Genomic DNA, 17,036 nt, shown 5'->3' with positions numbered 1-17,036 from the left:
TTTTAGTTTCGCAAGCTGTATCTCCAATAATTACTTCTTCTTCCTTAAGTATTTAATTGCAATAGTACCAATGATAAGCGCATAGCAGGCTCGTTCTACTAATTTTGCCGTGTTGTATTTAAGCTCTGCCTTGTAACCCCGCTCGGCGAAAATATTTGGAATATTACCTTTCTGGATGTCTTCAATAATTCCTTCCCAGGCGTTTATGCGGTCGGCAAGAATTAACGGAATCCAATGGCGGTAGCGGTCTTCGCTATGCTGAAAGGCATATCTGCGAATCATACCACTCAATCCGGACGGCGGAACCGATGTTCCAAAAACCACGCTGTTTTTTGGCCGTTCGTTAGATTTTAAAAGTTCAATTTTTACCGGCTGTTGTTCAGACTTCTCATAGTTGCTTCTTTTATGGTCGTCGCCAGTGTAGTTTTTCATTGGGTAAGTAGGTTCATTTTCTACATCGATATCCATGCCCCAACCCGGGATATTTTTATAATCTTGGTTATCATTAATCATAACTTTAAGCTTTAGTTGAAGGAATTAGTACGGTTTTGATGCAGTTATCCAGCTTTGATGAAAAAATATGGTAAGCATCGGAAATTTCCTCTAAAGGAACTCTATGGGTAATTAACTTTTTAGGCTCCAGTCTTCCAGACTGCACATGATCAATTAAGCGTGGCAGCAACCGCTTAACCGATGCCTGGTTGGCCCGCAAAGTAATGCCTTTGTTTAATACGTTTCCAATAGGCACATAGTTAAAAGGCGGCCCATAAACACCAACAACAGAAACGATGCCGCCCTTTTTTACCGAGTTGATTGCCCATTGCAATGCAGTTGCGGCTCCGGCCTGCATTAGGGTTATTTTTCCGGTGAAGGTTTGTAAAGCATTTCCTTCAGCCTCGCAGCCAACGCAGTCTATACAAACGTCTGCGCCATACCAGTCGGTAATTTTCTTTAAAAAAAGCACAGGGTCAGCCATTGATTTGAAGTTGTAAGCTTCGCATTTTGCGTAGTTTTTAGCAAATTCCAAACGGTAATCTAAATGGTCGATGATAATTACCCTCGAAGGGCCGAAAAACCAGGCACATCTTGCGGCCATGATGCCTATAGGCCCTGCTCCGAAAACAACAACCGTGTCGCCCTCTTTGATGCCGCCCATTTCTGCTGCCTGATAACCTGTTGGTACCACATCAGTTAACAAAACTGCATCATCCGGGTCCATATCTGCCGGGATAACAGTAGGCCCAACGTTCGCGTACGGAACCCGTACGTACTCTGCCTGGCCGCCATTATAGCCGCCAGCTGTATGCGAGTAACCGAAAATGCCACCCACAGCCGTTGCCATGGTGTTCGATTCGTGGCAATTACCATAAAGGCCTTGCTTGCAAAAGTTACATTTACCGCAAGCGATGTTAAACGGCACAATTACCTGGTCACCAACCTTTACGTTGGTTACCAAGGGCCCGATTTCCTCGATAACGCCAATAAATTCGTGGCCAAACGTAGAACCCACGCGGGTATCTGGCACCATTCCGTGGTAAAGATGGAGGTCTGAGCCACAGATGCAGGTCCGTGTAACCCTTACAATGGCATCTTCGGGATGAAGGATTTCTGGCATTGGTCGCTGTTCGACGCGAACCCTGTACGGGCCCCTATAGTTCATAGCTAACATAATCTGATTTTTATTTTAAATAAATAGATGTGTACGGTGTGCTGGCTCTTTTTTCCAATCTGAAAAAAAGATGTTCGCAGTTGCCAGTATAGAATAGCCCAAATTAAAAATTAATTGCTTTTTGTTTTTCTTAAAAGCAGGCAAACCTGTTGCGGCGCAAAGCAAACAAACATTGGCAATGTCTATGCGTTTGTGTGTTTTTAAACTCAAGTATCTTTTAAATGCAAAGCGATGGTCACTTAGTGCATTATAGGCAAAAAGGCTGATTCCTAAAATCGTGTAAAACTTTACTGATGTTGAATTCAGCCCGATTACCCTCGGCATTAACAATGCTGATACTGAAAAAAAATGGTCATTTAAACCGTGCTGATTGAAGGATAAAAGGTGTCTTTCCATATTTGTAAAAAGATTATGAAACAGATTGAGCTTTCATGAAACTGATTTACCAGCCAGGCACAGCGCAAGTTAAGCGGTAGCCGAAGCATCTTAGTAAATCTGGTTGATGAGCTAATTTCTAATTAGTCTTCGCCATTTTCATTTTTCCAATCTGCCGGGTTACGGCTTGTGTCTGTATCAACCCCATCTCCCTTAGGGATTTCCAAATCCGCAGGTCGCTGATCTTCGAATGACTTAGGTCCATCTTCCGCGTTCTGGTTCTCATTTCCAAGGGGTTCGTCTGCCAACGTATGGCGTTTTTGCTCATCTTTGTTCATTTCAATTCTGTTTATTGTTGACGCTTATTTTTATAGGATAATTAAATTTCATCTGTTAACCATATAGCAGTTGATGTTAACAGTTTTTAAATCCTGATGAGTTACGAGTAATTTTAGAATGCTACTTAAAAAACAACAATTTTTAGATTTGCTGGTTTAGGTATTTTATACGCAAAGTGTCTGTATAAACCCCGGATTTTCCTTAGCCGTTAATTGGTAAGGTTTTTTGCATATTCAGAACCGGAAATAGGATGGTTCGTTTCTATAAATTTCTTTCCAGAAATTATGCGTATCCAGTCAAAATGTAGAAAGTTTGGCGATTATTTTAATGATAGTTAACGTTTCTTTTAAATGCATGAAGCTCAGGAAGACGAAGAAATGTAATCAACAACAAGTATTTAACACAGCGGATATGTAAGAAATACCCTAATTTGTTACGGTTAGTTCGCAAATAATTGCGCCAAAGTTCAATTAAGCAATCCAGAACGTTGCTAGCATAACTGCGAGCGCAGCGCTGCGTCCTTTTATTTAAGATAAATATTAAATTGCTTTCGAAGCGGCCTACGGGATTACAGCGTTTCTCACAACGAATGGATGTTCCGAACCTGCTATCTTACCTTACACAACGAGCTGAGAGGCTGTTTTTCGTCTTTGATTTGAATGAAGACAAGTTTATTTATATGAATCCTTCGTGTATTGCTTTTTTTGGCCTCGAAAGTACCGACGTGCGACCAAAGGTATTGCTGCATATGATAAATAATGAAGACCAGCTTATGTAATTTCGAAGCTTCAGGATTGCAAGGATGGTATGCATGTTACAGATGTACAGTGCAGGGTAAGGCGTGGGGAGTATGAACGCTGGATTAGCATTTCGCCGCATTTGATTGATGATTACCCCAAACACCTTCTGGTAGGGATAGCGGAGGATATTACCGTATTTAAAGCCAACATGGAAGTGCTAAACAACCACAACAGTAAAAAGAATTCTATATTAAATATTCTTGCACACGACCTGGCCGGCCCGATTGGGGCCATCGGCAACATCTCACTCATGCTTGCTAAAGATACTTCTGCTATCGGTAACCCAACCATAGATCGGTATCTGGATATCATCAGCAGGATTACGGAAAAAAGCATTAAGCTAATTCACGATTTTCTTAATCAGGAATTTTTAGAAAGTGCAGGTGTCGAACTCAACAAAAGGAGGGTAGAGTTGGTTAGCAAATATCGATAACCACCCGCAATTATTTCGATACACAAGATCACCTCAAGATCGCCTTTTCCTCCCATTCGAATAAAGACCACATCTTCGCTGAAATTTACGAAGATAAGTTTATGCAGGTGATTAACAATCTAATTTCAAACTCGCTTAAGTTTACCCCCGATGGTGGTAATATTGATATCTATATCCAGGAAAATAAGCGCAATATTGTTGTTTCGGTAGCAGATAATGGCATTGGCATACCTAAAAAACACCATGCCGCTTTATTCGATAAATTCACGAGCGCAAGAAGAAGTGGGTTAAAGGGCGAGCAGTCGACCGGTTTGGGCATGTCTATTATAAAAGCAATTGTGGATTGGCACAACGGAAACATCTGGTTTGAGAGCGAGGAGAAGAAAGGAACAAAGTTTTTCATCGAACTACCGAAAAGGTAAGGTGATTCTGCTCGTTCCAAAATTTTAGCAGCCAGCTTTTCGAAATTGAGACTGTGTTAAAAGAGCTTAGATGTTAAAGATGATAAAGGCCAATTTTATCTTTGTGATGAAAGGATATTGGATTGGTTTTTCGTACTTTTCCTTACTTTTTGACATAAAGAATCTCTAACCTTACCGCATTTATGAAATTTTTAAGACTATTCATACCTATTTGTATAATCTTAATACTTGCGCAAACTGCTCAATCTCAGGAAAAAGCCGGTTACAATTTGATTCAACAAAAAGTTGATTTAAAGACCTATACCACAAATGATGGTCTGCCTTCCAGAAATACAACTGCAACACTGAGAGACAAAAGAGGCTTTTTGTGGGTGGGTACTGAAAATGGCCTTTGCCGGTTTGATGGCTATGCCTTTAAAGTTTTTTTTAATAAACCGGGAGACAGCACGTCGATATCCAACAATTTTATAAATGCCATTGTTGAAGATAAGAGTGGCAAAATATGGGTGGCTACAATGGATGGGCTCAACCTGTTAAATCCACTCTCCGAAACCTTTACAAGGTTTTTTCACAACGATAGCAAAAGCAGCTCATTGAGTAACAATAAGGTCTGGTCTGTTTTGTGCGATCGGGCAGGTAAAGTTTGGATTGGAACCGACGACGGATTTAATGAGTATGTCGCTCCAAAAAAGCAGTTTGTAGTGTATAAGCCAAACCCCGCTGTAAAAAACAGTATGGTAGGGAAGTCTGTAAATTCGATAATTGAAGATGCACGTGGCGATTTATGGCTTGGAAACTGGAGCGCTGGATTAAATCGTTTCGATAAAAAAAACAGAACATTTAAAAATTACGCACAGTACCAAAAGCCGGGCTTTAAAAACCCTAATGATGTTTGGTCGCTTTGCTATGCTGATGATGGAAAAATTTGGGTAGGAACCTACTGGGATGGTTTGTTTAGCTTCGACCCAAAGGTTGGGAAATTTGAAAAAATCGTTCTTCCCGATAAAGATAATTACTCCGTTTTCAGTATTTTAAAGGTAAATAAAAGCCGGTTGCTAATTGGGGGCAATAATGGCTTTTATTGGTTTAATACGGCTTCGTTAAACTGGGAGAAAATTAGCGACATCCAAAACTTTTCTTATGGTGATGCTTATAAAGACCGCGAAGGAATTATTTGGATTAATGCCAGAAACGGCCTCCGAAAACTCGACCATCAGCAATACAAATTCAATTTAAACCCCCTTCCACTTGGAAACCGTGAGATTAAAAGCATTGTAATCCGCGATTCGGTTATCTGGTTAGGTACCAATAACGGACTGTTCAAAATAAATAAAACCTCAGCAAAAATTACCGCTTTTGTAAAAGGTAAGCGCCCCGGTAGCCTGGCAAGTAATGAGATATTGAAATTGTACAGCGATTCTAAAGGTATATTGTGGGTTTTAACCGAGAATGGTTTCGACAGCTACGACGAGCGGAAAAACTTTTTTACCCATCATGGTCACCATTCTTCTATTGGCAATTTATTTAACGAGGATGTTTTCAGGGATATTCTCGAGGTGGGAAACGGCCGCTATATGCTCGCGACAGATGCAGGCATAAAAATTTTCGATACCAAAACCAACCGGTTTGAGCATTACTACAATCAGCCTAAAAATGCGTATTCAATTAACAACAACCATACGTACGTGTTAGCAAAAGCACCAGATGGAAAAATCTGGGTTGGCACTTATGGCGGAGGCGTAAATGTTTTCGATCTTAAAACTAACCGGTTCGAGCCAGTTGAACGCATTAGTAAAGGCAGCCATTTAAGCAGCAACATCATTAAGGCAATTTTTACCGATTCGAGAAAAAACATTTGGGTTTGCTCTCCTGATGGATTAAATAAATACGTGCCTAAAGAGAAAAAGTTTTTCATTTATTCGAAGGCAAAGGGCTTTGCCAGTAACGTGTTTAACGATATTGCCGAAGATGCAAATGGCGTTATTTGGCTCGCGACAGAAAACGGCATTTCCAGCTTAGAACCTCAAACTGATAAAATTATAAATTTTGATGACGCCGATGGCGTTGCTGTAAATTCTGTTATCAGTAGATTTGAAAAAATGCTTTTTGTTGCCGGCAATAAAGGCTATTTTAACTTTAATCCAACAGAACTCAGGTTTAATCGGCAGCCGCCTCCGGTGTTTATAACAGATTTTCAGCTCTTTAACAAGAGTGTTTTGCCAAGTGCAGATGGCCCTTTGAAAGAAAACCTGAACACGGCAACAAAAATTACCCTCAACTACGATCAGAGCGTTTTTTCAATTGATTTTGTAGCGCTTAATTATTCCTATTCGTGGAAAAATCAATATGCTTACCGATTGGTTGGCTTTGATAAAAAATGGAATTATGTTGGCAGTCAGCGCAAGGCGACTTACACCAATCTTAACCCGGGCACCTATACCTTTCAGGTTAAAGCATCAAACAATGATGGCATTTGGAATAATGTTGGAAAACGCATCGTAATAAAAATAAACCCACCCTGGTACTTAACATGGTGGGCATGGTTAATTTACATTAGTGCATTTGCTGCAACCGCCTATACGTATATAACCTACCGTAGAAAACAGGAGGCGCTTAAGTACGAGATAAAGATTGCCCATATTGAAAGCGAGAAAGAGAAGGAGCTGAACGAGCGTAAACTATCATTTTTTACAAATATTTCGCATGAGTTTAGAACGCCTTTAACCTTAATTATTAACCCGGTTAAAGAATTGCTCTATCAGGATAATAAAAACCTGGATACCAGCGGTATGAATATCGTTTACCGAAATGCTAAGCGGTTGTTGAGCCTTGTAGACCAATTGCTGCTTTTTAGAAAGGCAGATTTAAAAGGTGACACGTTAAAGGCAGCCAGCGTTAATCTGGTTACCCTGGTAAAAGAGGTTTTTCTCTGCTTTTATCATCAGGCCAGAACTAAAAATATCGATTATAACTTCTATAGTGTATCCGATCGGGCAGATGTTTTTGCAGACCGCGAAAAGCTGGAAATCGCCATCTTCAACCTGCTTTCAAATGCTTTTAAATTTACGCCCGAGAATGGCCAGATAGCGGTTTACATAAAGGAATTACCGGATGATGTAGAAATATCTATTGTTGATTCGGGATGCGGTATCCGCGAAGATCTGACTGAAAAAATCTTTGATCGCTTTTACCAGGAAGAGAATGGTAACCGCTCTTTTTGGAGTGGCTTCGGCATTGGTTTGTATCTGGTTAAAAATTTTGTAGAGATGCATGGCGGCCTGGTAACCTGTTCAAACAACGAAAAAAGTGGCACCACATTTACCCTGCGTTTAAGAAAAGGCTCTAAGCATATCAATCCCGATTTTATCGTTCCGGAACAGCAGGAAAGTTCGGCTTTTTTAAAAGAACTTAATCAGGAGGAGCTGATCGTAGAACCAATCAGGGCAAAGGATGCGAGCTTAACAGAGATAATTTCAGAAGAAAGGAAATCTATTCTTATTATCGATGATAACCCCGAGATCGCCGATTACCTTGCCCAGGTTTTTGCGCAGCAATACCGGATTTATCAGGCCGGGGATGGAGAAAGTGGTTTGGCAATTATCCGTGAGTTTCTTCCGGACATTGTAATTAGCGACGTGATGATGCAGGGAATGGGCGGCATTGAACTCTGCAGCATTGTTAAGGAAGACGAATCCATCTCACACATTCCTATCGTGCTGCTAACCGCAAGCAGTTCGGCAGAAATAAAGCTTAAAGGCGTAGAAAGTGGTGCAGATGATTACATTAGCAAGCCGTTCGACAAAGATTTGCTGATTGCCAGAATTGGCGGAATTTTAAAGAGTAAAAACACACTGCAGAAATATTTCTACAGCGAAATAACTTTAAACCCAAACAGCTCAAAAATATCTGCCGAGTACAAAGAGTTTTTGAAGCGTTGCATTGCTATTGTTGAAGCAAAAATTGAGGATCCTAACCTGAATATTAAAATGCTTGCTGATGAAATGGGCATGTCCAGAACCAATTTGTTTAATAAAATCAAATCCATTTCGGGCCACTCATCTAACAGCTTTATTCGCTTTATCCGTTTAAGAAAGGCGGCTGAGATTTTTATCAGCACCGATAAAACCATACAGGAAACCATGTACATGGTTGGAATTAATGATATTAAATATTTTAGGGAGCAGTTTAAAAAGGTATTTGATATGAACCCTTCAGATTATATTAAAAAATATAGAAAAGCGTTTTCACACAATCAGTCGCTCGATAGAACGTTCAAAAAGTAAAAAGTTTTTAGCTTCTGCAAAGTCCCGGTTAACGTAACGTTTTTGAGAGAAAGCGATAGGTGTTTTTCTTCCCAAATCAACCTCAAGTATCGGATTTCTTTTAAATAACACCCTAAAGGCAGTATTTATACTGTTTTTTACCCCTTAATATTGGCTGTTTACCCCCTTCTAATTCCCGTCATTTAATGGAATTTAGCTGGCCTTACGGGGCGATAGTCAACAGCAACTCCTCCATCGTTGCAGTTACATCATTCCGGAAGACCAATAATTCAATTAACCAAATTAGACCAAAATGAGAAAAGTTTTACAGGACAAAAATGTTCTGTTTTGCCGCATGGCAAAGCGAACGGTGTTCATTGCAACCCTCGCCACTATTTCCCTGCTAACAGCAGAAACGGCACAGGCGGCGCTACCTTTAAATGTTGTAAATTCATTAAAAGTTAAGGATGAAGTTACCGTAACGGGAACTGTTTACGATGAAAAAGGCGGGCCATTACCAGGCGTAAGCGTTACGGTAAAAGGCACAACAACGGTTGCGGTCAGCAATTCGGATGGTAAGTACAGCATCAAAGTTCCTAATGAAAATGCAATTCTGGTTTTTAGCTATGTTGGCTATAACAGTCAGGAAGTTCCCACAAAAGGAAAATCTACAGTAAATACACAACTAACAGCAAATTCGCAATCGCTTAATGAACTGGTGGTTGTTGGATATGGAACACAAAAAAAATCTACTCTTGCAGGCTCCGTTTCTGTAGTAAAGGGTGGTGATTTAGTAAAAAGTCCGCAACCAAATCTTTCTAATTCCCTCGCCGGACGGGTTTCGGGTGTCGTGATTAACAACCGTGGTGGCGAGCCAGGTTATGACGGCTCCAGAATTTTAATCCGCGGTTTAGGTACCACAACAAACTCAGATGTTTTGGTGGTGGTAGATGGAATTCCGGGTCAGTTAGGTGGTTTAGAACGGATAGACCCTAATGATGTAGAAAGCATTTCAGTTTTAAAAGATGCATCTGCTGCGGTTTACGGAAACAGGGCGGCCAACGGGGTAATCTTAATTACAACGAAAAAAGGTAAAATTGGTAAGCCTACGGTAAGTTATACTTTTAACCAGGGTTTTAGCATGCCAACACGCCTTCCAAAAATGGCCGATGCTGCAACTTATGCGCAGATTATGAACGAGATTAATTTTGATTCTAATCCAAATGGCGGTTTAAACCAGGCATATAGTGCCGCTCAGATTCAGAAATTCAGAGACGGCTCTGACCCGCTGCTCTTTCCAAATACCGACTGGATTGGAGAAACTTTAAAAGATGTTGCCTTACAAAATCAGCATAGCCTTTCTATTAGTGGCGGTACTGAAGACGTAAAATATTTCGTTTCCCTCGGTAAAATTTATCAGGATGCGATTTATAAAAACGGGGCAGCTAAGTATAATCAGTACAATTTCAGAACAAACATTGATGCAAATATCTCCAAAAGGTTAAAAATTGGTTTGGGGGTGTCAGGTAGAGAAGAGGACCGCGTTTTTCCAATTTCCGGTGCGGGCGATATTTTCAGATCAATTTACAGGGCTAAGCCAATAGTTGGTGCTTATTATCCAAATGGCTTGCCAACTACTGGTATTGAAAATAACAATCCGGCGGTACAGGGAACTGATCTGGGCGGAACAGCAAAAAACCCAAGGCAGGTAATTAATGCCATTTTACGGGGCAGTTATCAAATTCCAGGGGTGGAAGGTCTTTCGGTTGATGGTTTTTTCTCGGTTGATAAGACCTTTAACTTTACTAAAAACTTTAACAAACCTTACAACCTCTTTTCTTACGACCAGTCATCATCTGTTTACAACACTGTTGTAGTTGGCGGAAGTGGCGGCAAGGCAACGCTTTATGAAGCTCAGGCCAATACAAGTTTAATTACTTCGAACATTAAATTGAATTATGATAAGAAGTTTGGCAAACACTACATTAATGCATTTGCCGCCTATGAGCAAAGCAGACAACGTTTCGAAACTTTTGATGCGCAACGTTTAAACTACATCTCAACCACACTTCCTGAACTCTCTCAGGGCGGTACGGCAGCAACCGATTTAAGAAATTCAGGAAGTAGTACAGATTATCCGAGACAGAGTTATATTGGTAAAGTTACCTACAACTACGATGAGCGTTACATTCTTGAAGGGCAGATTCGTGCGGATGGATCTTCTTTGTTTGCTCAAGATAATCGTTTTGGATATTTTCCTTCTGTATTGGGTGCCTGGAGACTAAGTAAAGAAAAATGGTTCGCTGATAATGTATCATTCATCAACGACTTAAAAATCAGGGCATCGTACGGTTCTTTAGGTAGCGATTTAATCAACCCATACCAATACTTCGATAACTATACATTGGTTGGAAATGGATTTGTTGGCGCAAACCCGGGCAGCGGAGTAAACGTTATCCAGCCCAATCTTAACCTGGTTAAATTAGCCAACCCAAATGTGGGCTGGGAACGTGCAAACAAGCTTGATGTGGGAATTAACGCCACATTTTTAAAAAACTTTACGCTGGAAGCCATTTACTTTAACCAAAAAAGAAGTGATATCCTTTTAACCAGAAATGCGTCTATTCCAGCCACTTCCGGTATCGTAAATCCTTATGGCTCCGATCCTTTGGTGCCGGCAGAAAATATCGGTAAAATTAACAGTTCCGGCGTAGAGGCAACGTTAGGCTACAACCATTCTGGCGAAAATTTTAACTGGGGGGCAACAGGAAACATCACTTATGCAAAAAGTGAAATCATTTTTATAGATGAAGCCGCAGGCACGTTAGATTACCAACTTCAAACCGGACGCCCAATCGGCAGTTACCTGCTTTTCAATTCAATGGGCATTTTCCGCACTCAACAGGAATTAAATTCGTACCCACATGTAACCGGCGCAAAGGTTGGCGATTTAAAATACGAAGATTTTAATGGTGATGGTGTAATCGATTTTAAAGACAGAACCAGAAGTAAATACGGCAACGTTCCGGAAATTACTTACGGTATTAATTTAAACGCCTCTTATAAAAACTTCGATGTGGCAATCCTTTTTGCCGGCCAATCTCGCGTAAGCCAGTATGTGCTGCCAGAATCGGGTAGCGTGGGTAATTTTTACAGCAGCTGGGCCGATAACCGTTTTAGCGCTGCCAACCCATCAGGAACTTTTCCAAGGGTAACTGAGCGTGCATCAAATGCAATTAGCGGTGGCGCTTTCCAAAATAACTTTTGGTTAAATAATGCCTCGTTTTTCAGGTTGAAAAACATTGAGTTAGGTTACAATTTCAACGCCAATCTCTTATCGAAGATTAAGATTTCTGGTATCAGGTTATATGCAAGTGCTTTCAACCTGTTCACCGTTTCTAAGGTAAAAGATTATGATCCGGAAGGAAGCAGTGAGAGCGGTCAGTTTTATCCTCAGCAAAAAATTATCAATATAGGTGCAAACGTTAAATTTTAACATTATGAAATTTTATAAACCATTATATTTTACCCTTGGTGCGGCATTAGTGTTCGCATCTTGTAAAAAAGATTTTCTAGAAATCACACCTACATCGGTTATCAGTACGGCCTCTGTAGAAAACGATAGTACAATTTTCGAAGCTTTTGTACTTAACCGCTACGTAAGCCCAAGGCTGCAGGAAAAAGAAGGCGAAGGCTCCAACCCGGGCTTTGGCCGCGGCTTTGAGTACAGCATGATGAGTTCGTACACGGATGAGTCTATTTACAACAATGACGATGGAACCTGGTCTATGCAGCGGGGGCAGGTATCGCCAGATAATTTAGGAAGCACGGCTTCTTTCTGGTCGCGAAGTTATCGCAGCATCAGAGAATGTAATTATGCGCTACAGGTTTTATCAAAAATACAGATGAGTGCCGGGCATAAAAAATTAATTGAGGGCGAACTTAAGTTTATCAGGGCGTTTCGTTACCAGGACATAATCCGCAACTATGGTCCGGCGGTACTTCTGGGCGATAAAGTAACTCAACTTGATGATAATTTACAGGATGAATCGTTATTTAAAAGGGCAACATTAAAAGAAAGTATCGATTATACTGTTGCGCAGCTTGATGCAGCGGCGGCCTTGCTGCCATTGAATAATTCGTCTTTTTGGATGCTTGGGCGTGCAACTAAAGGTGCTGCGCTGGCGCTCAAATCGAGATTAACGCTTTATGCTGCAAGCCCGCTTTACAATTCGGGAACCTGGGCTTCTGCAGTTACAGCTGCTCAGGCAGTAATCAGCTTAAATAAATACGGCATCTACACCGGCGGTTATAACAAAATGTTTCTCGAAAACGAAACCAACGAAATGATTTTCGAGCGGTTATTTACCACCAACGCCAGGCACGTATGTTTAGAAATTGCCAACGGACCAAATGGTTATAACGCCTGGGGCGGAAACACGCCACTTCAAAATCTGGTTGATGATTATCAGACCAGCACAGGAAAAGCCATTACCGAAACCGGTTCCGGTTACGACCCGGCTAAACCTTATGCCAACAGAGACCCACGTTTTGCTTATACCGTAATTTATGATGGTGCAAGCTATCGTGGAAGAAACCTGGAAGCTTTTATCCCGGGAGGAAAAGATAGTAAAGATGGAAATTCAAACTGGAATACCACCAAAACTGGCTACTACCTTAAAAAATTTATGAATGATGCTTTCCCGATTGATAACCCATGGGATGTTGCGGGGTTACAACCTTGGATTTACCTGCGCTATTCGGAAATACTTCTAAATTTTGCGGAGGCAGCAAATGAGGCATATGGCCCGGATGCAGTGCCTGCGGGCTCATCAATGTCGGCAAGGCAGGCAGTGAACATGGTTCGTGCCCGGCCAGATGTTAACATGCCGGCGTTGGCAACCGGTCTTAGTCAGGCCGATATGCGCACGGCCGTTCGATATGAAAGAAGGGTAGAACTTGCTTTTGAAGAGCATCGCTATTATGATGTTCGCCGTTGGAAAACTGCAAATGTTGTAGAAAGTAAACCTGCGGCTGGCATCATTGTAACTAAAACAGGAAACACATTAAGTTATGCGACCAAAGTAGCTCTGGATGGTAAAACATTTCAGGATAAGCAATACTGGTTACCAATCCCAAGAGCTGAAATTCTTTCATCGGGAGGCAAACTGGAGCAAAATCCGGGTTATTAATTAAATTATTATATAAGATCTGCCAGCTTAAGTGTCTGTCAGATCTTATTTATTCACTTGTTATGCGCACAACGCTTCCTTTAAGAATTCTAAGCATTATAATTCTTAGCACGCTTTATTTGCCGATAAATGTGCTGGCACAAAATAGAACAATTCAGGCTAGCATCGATTTTAGCCGGCCGGCGCAAACCATGGAAGGTTTTGGCGCTTCTGACGCGTGGACATGTAGGTTTATTGGCCTGTGGCCAGATGAGCAGAAAAACAGGATTGCCGATTTGCTTTTCAGCACTAAGCTGGATAAGGAAGGGAATCCTTTAGGAATCGGACTAAATTTTTGGCGTTTTGCCATTGGTGGCGGAAGTGCGGCGCAAGGCATTGAAAGTGGTATCCGTGATGAATGGAGAAGGCAGGTGTCTTTTCTACAAGCGGATGGCACATATGACGAAAACGCAATGCGCGGGCAAATCTGGTTTTTAAATGCAGCTAAAACACGCGGTGTGAAAACTTTTATTGGTTTTGTAAACAGCCCGCACGTAAATTTTACACTTAATGAAAAGGCTTTTTCCAGTGACGGGAAAAGCAACCTCGACTTTGCAAAGGTGGATGCTTTCTCAAATGATATGCTGAAAAATATTGAAATTATCAGAAAGAAAACAGGCGTGGAACTTGCTTATTTAAGTCCGGTGAACGAGCCGCAGTGGAAATGGAATGAAGGAAACCAGGAAGGTTGCCCTTACACCAACCAGCAGATAGGCAATGTTGTGAAAAGTTTAAGTAAAACGCTTAGCCAGGCAAAAATTAAAACGAAAATTCAGCTGGCGGATGCTGGTCAGTTAAATTACCTTACAAACCATCCTGACAGTGCAAAAAGCCGTCAGGTAGATTACTTTTTCAATCCCGCTTCAGTTGGTTTTGCTGGTTCACTTCCAAATCTTGATAGAAGCATATCAGGACATAGTTATTTCACCACAAGCCCCGAGGAGAAAGCAATAGCCATACGAAAAACTGTTGGTGATGAGGTTGCTAAACATAAAGATTTAAGATTTTGGATGTCGGAATATTGCGTTCTCGGCGATAGTTTGCTCAAAGGTGAAGGTCGCGATTTAGGCATGACCACTGCTCTTTTCATCGCAAAACTTATCCATCACGATTTAATTTACGCAAATGCAACCTCCTGGCAATGGTGGCTGGCTGTTTCAACAGGAGATTATAAAGACGGCTTGGTATACGTTGATAAAAGTAAGGCCGGAGGAAAGATTTATGAGAGTAAACTGTTGTGGGGACTGGGTAATTATAGCCGTTTCATAACGCCGGGAAGCATCAGGCTTGCAGTAAACATGGCAGATGAGAAAGACTTTTATTTATCGAGCTACTTAAAAAATAATGAGGTTATTACCGTTGCTGTTAACAACAGTGACAGCGTAGTAAAACTAACACTTGCCGGGATAAACCAGCAGCAAAAAGACGTAACAACATACGTTACCGCGGAAAACGAGAACCTTAAACGATTCGTTTCGGCTGCCAGCAACATCAATTTGCCGGCAAAATCTATTACCACGATTATTGCTAAAAGAGCAAAGTAGAAGAGTGTTGCGGATACTACATGAAACCTAGGGGATGAGCTTCGGAAAATCTTTGGAAACACTGACGGTTAATGAGATGAAGGCAACGATCAAAAAAATGAAACATATGAAAAAACGAGATATACTTTTTTTTAGCGCCGCGTTTGTGCTTGCACTACTTTTTGGCTGTGGAAATGGAAGTTCGCAACACAGCTTCGCACTTGGCGACAGCACATTTATGCTTGATAACAAACCTTATCAAATCATTTCAGGAGAAATTCATTACCCGAGGGTACCAAGAGAAGCGTGGAGGGCGAGGATGAAAATGGCGAAGGCCATGGGTTTAAATACCATTGGAACCTATGTTTTCTGGAATCTACATGAACCCGAAAAAGGAAAATTCGACTTCTCCGGCAACAACGATATTGCGGCATTTGTGAAAATTGCTAAAGAAGAAGGCCTTTGGGTGATACTTCGTCCGAGCCCATATGTATGTGCTGAATGGGAATTTGGCGGCTATCCTTACTGGTTGCAAAACGAAAAAGGGTTGGAGGTAAGAAGCCGCGAAGAGAAATACCTTTCCGAATATAAAAAATACATCAACGAAGTTGGAAAGCAGTTGGCGCCATTACAGGTAAATCATGGTGGAAACATCATTATGGTACAGGTAGAAAATGAGTATGGTTCTTATGGAGCGGATAAGGTTTACCTGGAAATGAACCGAAAAATGTTTGTTGATGCCGGTTTTGATGGCCTGTTGTACACATGCGACCCCGAAAAGGATATTGTAAAGGGACATCTGGCAGGGCTAATGCCTGCAATAAACGGCCAGGATAACCCGGCAAAAGTTAAACAAGCCGTTAGAAATTTAAATGAAGGTAAAGGACCGTTTTTCATTGCAGAGTGGTATCCTGCCTGGTTTGATTGGTGGGGAACGCCACATCATAAAGTGCCGGCCAGCCAATACACCGGCAAGTTGGATACTGTTTTGCAGGCAGGAATTTCGATAAATATGTACATGTTTCATGGTGGCAGCACCAGAGGGTTTATGAACGGCGCAAATTTTCGGGATACCATCCCTTTTGAACCGCAGATTAGCAGTTATGATTATGATGCGCCCTTAGATGAGGCTGGAAATGCAACCGATAAGTTTATGAAGTTTAGAGCAGTAATCGCCAGGCACCTGCCAAAAGGTGAAAAGCTGCCAGACGTGCCTGCGGCCAAACCATCAATGGCATTAAATGCAATTACGTTCGATAAAGAGATTGGCATTTTCGATTATGTTGGCCCGGGGAAAGTAAATGAAAACCCGCTAACGTTTGAAGACATGAACCAGGCCTACGGCTATATGATTTACCAAACGAAAGTTACCGGCGGTGCAAAAACCGAACTGAAAATAAATGGCTTGCGTGACTATGGAATTGTATTCATCGATGGCGTGAGAAAAGGCATTTTGGATAGGCGGCTGGGACAGGAAAGCATGATGCTGAAAGTTCCTGCCGGAACGCATTCGCTCGAAATCTTTGTGGAAAATATGGGGCGGATCAATTTCGGGCCTAATTTGCTCAAAAATAAAAAAGGAATTGTTGGCGAGGTTACTTTCGGTGGCAAGGTGCTAAAATCGTGGACAATGTTCAGTTTGCCTTTTGATAAAGTGGAAACGTCTAAAATTAAGGAGACTAAATCTGCAAAACAGACGCCTGTATTAAAGCTCGCATCATTTGAAGTAGCAAAACCCTTAGATACTTATCTCGATTTCAGGAAATGGGGCAAAGGAGTGGTTTGGGTAAATGGCCACAATTTGGGTAAGTATTGGAGCATTGGTCCACAACAAACCGTTTATCTTCCTGCCGAATGGTTAAAAAAAGGGAAGAATGAAATAGTTATTCTGGAACTTAACAAGCCAGAAATAAATCAGTTAAGCAGTTTGGAGCAGCCAATTCTCGATCAGATGAGCGACAATAAATAATCTTTCACACAAG

11 protein-coding genes are annotated in these 17,036 nt (G+C 41.3%); 7 read left to right on the top strand and 4 right to left on the bottom strand.

Translation table 11 applies throughout. The annotated features are described in order from the left end of the window. Positions 1 to 30: 30 nt before the first annotated feature. From ASG14_RS14420 to ASG14_RS14405, 4 genes are all read right to left on the bottom strand, one after another. Positions 31 to 513 (bottom strand): hypothetical protein, encoded by a 483-nt coding sequence (locus tag ASG14_RS14420; RefSeq protein ID WP_056871730.1) that lies wholly within the window; start codon positions 511 to 513, stop codon positions 31 to 33. 4 nt (positions 514 to 517) lie between these two features. Next, entirely contained in the window at positions 518 to 1,615 is a 1,098-nt protein-coding gene (locus tag ASG14_RS14415) for a zinc-dependent alcohol dehydrogenase (protein ID WP_200940347.1), read from the bottom strand. A gap of 69 nt (positions 1,616 to 1,684) precedes the next feature. Further along, positions 1,685 to 2,065 (bottom strand): hypothetical protein, encoded by a 381-nt coding sequence (locus tag ASG14_RS14410; RefSeq protein ID WP_056871728.1) that lies wholly within the window; start codon positions 2,063 to 2,065, stop codon positions 1,685 to 1,687. 122 nt (positions 2,066 to 2,187) lie between these two features. After that, positions 2,188 to 2,352 carry a hypothetical protein gene (locus tag ASG14_RS14405; protein WP_157274936.1) on the bottom strand — a complete coding sequence of 55 codons (165 nt, stop codon included), beginning with the start codon at positions 2,350 to 2,352 and terminating at the stop codon, positions 2,188 to 2,190. An 838-nt stretch (positions 2,353 to 3,190) separates the two neighbouring features. Between ASG14_RS14405 and ASG14_RS14395 the strand changes: the two genes are divergently transcribed. The 7 genes from ASG14_RS14395 to ASG14_RS14365 all read left to right on the top strand — a co-directional run bounded on the left by ASG14_RS14395 (position 3,191) and on the right by ASG14_RS14365 (position 17,023). Continuing rightward, positions 3,191 to 3,616, top strand: a complete 426-nt coding sequence (locus ASG14_RS14395) for a hypothetical protein (RefSeq protein ID WP_056871725.1) — start codon at positions 3,191 to 3,193, stop codon at positions 3,614 to 3,616. 101 nt (positions 3,617 to 3,717) lie between these two features. After that, positions 3,718 to 4,038 carry a sensor histidine kinase KdpD gene (locus ASG14_RS14390; RefSeq protein ID WP_056871724.1) on the top strand — a complete coding sequence of 107 codons (321 nt, stop codon included), beginning with the start codon at positions 3,718 to 3,720 and terminating at the stop codon, positions 4,036 to 4,038. 182 nt (positions 4,039 to 4,220) lie between these two features. Further along, on the top strand, positions 4,221 to 8,321 hold the full coding sequence (locus ASG14_RS14385) for a two-component regulator propeller domain-containing protein (RefSeq protein ID WP_056871723.1): 4,101 nt from the start codon (positions 4,221 to 4,223) through the stop codon (positions 8,319 to 8,321). A 292-nt stretch (positions 8,322 to 8,613) separates the two neighbouring features. Further along, positions 8,614 to 11,796: a TonB-dependent receptor gene (locus ASG14_RS14380; RefSeq protein ID WP_235528587.1), complete on the top strand. Its 3,183-nt coding sequence runs from the start codon at positions 8,614 to 8,616 to the stop codon at positions 11,794 to 11,796. Positions 11,797 to 11,800: 4 nt separating this feature from the next. Further along, complete coding sequence (locus tag ASG14_RS14375; RefSeq protein WP_056871801.1) at positions 11,801 to 13,492, top strand: RagB/SusD family nutrient uptake outer membrane protein; 1,692 nt, start codon at positions 11,801 to 11,803, stop codon at positions 13,490 to 13,492. Between the two features lie 62 nt (positions 13,493 to 13,554). Continuing rightward, positions 13,555 to 15,075, top strand: a complete 1,521-nt coding sequence (locus ASG14_RS14370; protein WP_056871722.1) for a glycoside hydrolase — start codon at positions 13,555 to 13,557, stop codon at positions 15,073 to 15,075. Between the two features lie 106 nt (positions 15,076 to 15,181). Continuing rightward, entirely contained in the window at positions 15,182 to 17,023 is a 1,842-nt protein-coding gene (locus tag ASG14_RS14365; RefSeq protein WP_056871800.1) for a beta-galactosidase family protein, read from the top strand. Positions 17,024 to 17,036 lie beyond the last annotated feature (13 nt).

Origin of the sequence: Pedobacter sp. Leaf194, assembly GCF_001423945.1 — a bacterium.
GTDB lineage: Bacteria > Bacteroidota > Bacteroidia > Sphingobacteriales > Sphingobacteriaceae > Pedobacter.
Note: the sequence above shows the minus strand (reverse complement) of the source record. Positions and strands in the feature narration are given on the sequence as shown.

Bases quoted from the DNA above. Each gene is read 5' to 3' on its own strand.
- ASG14_RS14420 (WP_056871730.1), bottom strand. From the start codon at position 513: ATGATTAATGATAACCAAGATTATAAAAATATCCCGGGTTGGGGCATG.
- ASG14_RS14415 (WP_200940347.1), bottom strand. From the start codon at position 1,615: ATGCCAGAAATCCTTCATCCCGAAGATGCCATTGTAAGGGTTACACGG.
- ASG14_RS14410 (WP_056871728.1), bottom strand. From the start codon at position 2,065: ATGGAAAGACACCTTTTATCCTTCAATCAGCACGGTTTAAATGACCAT.
- ASG14_RS14395 (WP_056871725.1), top strand. From the start codon at position 3,191: ATGCATGTTACAGATGTACAGTGCAGGGTAAGGCGTGGGGAGTATGAA.
- ASG14_RS14390 (WP_056871724.1), top strand. From the start codon at position 3,718: ATGCAGGTGATTAACAATCTAATTTCAAACTCGCTTAAGTTTACCCCC.
- ASG14_RS14385 (WP_056871723.1), top strand. From the start codon at position 4,221: ATGAAATTTTTAAGACTATTCATACCTATTTGTATAATCTTAATACTT.
- ASG14_RS14380 (WP_235528587.1), top strand. From the start codon at position 8,614: ATGAGAAAAGTTTTACAGGACAAAAATGTTCTGTTTTGCCGCATGGCA.
- ASG14_RS14375 (WP_056871801.1), top strand. From the start codon at position 11,801: ATGAAATTTTATAAACCATTATATTTTACCCTTGGTGCGGCATTAGTG.
- ASG14_RS14370 (WP_056871722.1), top strand. From the start codon at position 13,555: ATGCGCACAACGCTTCCTTTAAGAATTCTAAGCATTATAATTCTTAGC.
- ASG14_RS14365 (WP_056871800.1), top strand. From the start codon at position 15,182: ATGAAAAAACGAGATATACTTTTTTTTAGCGCCGCGTTTGTGCTTGCA.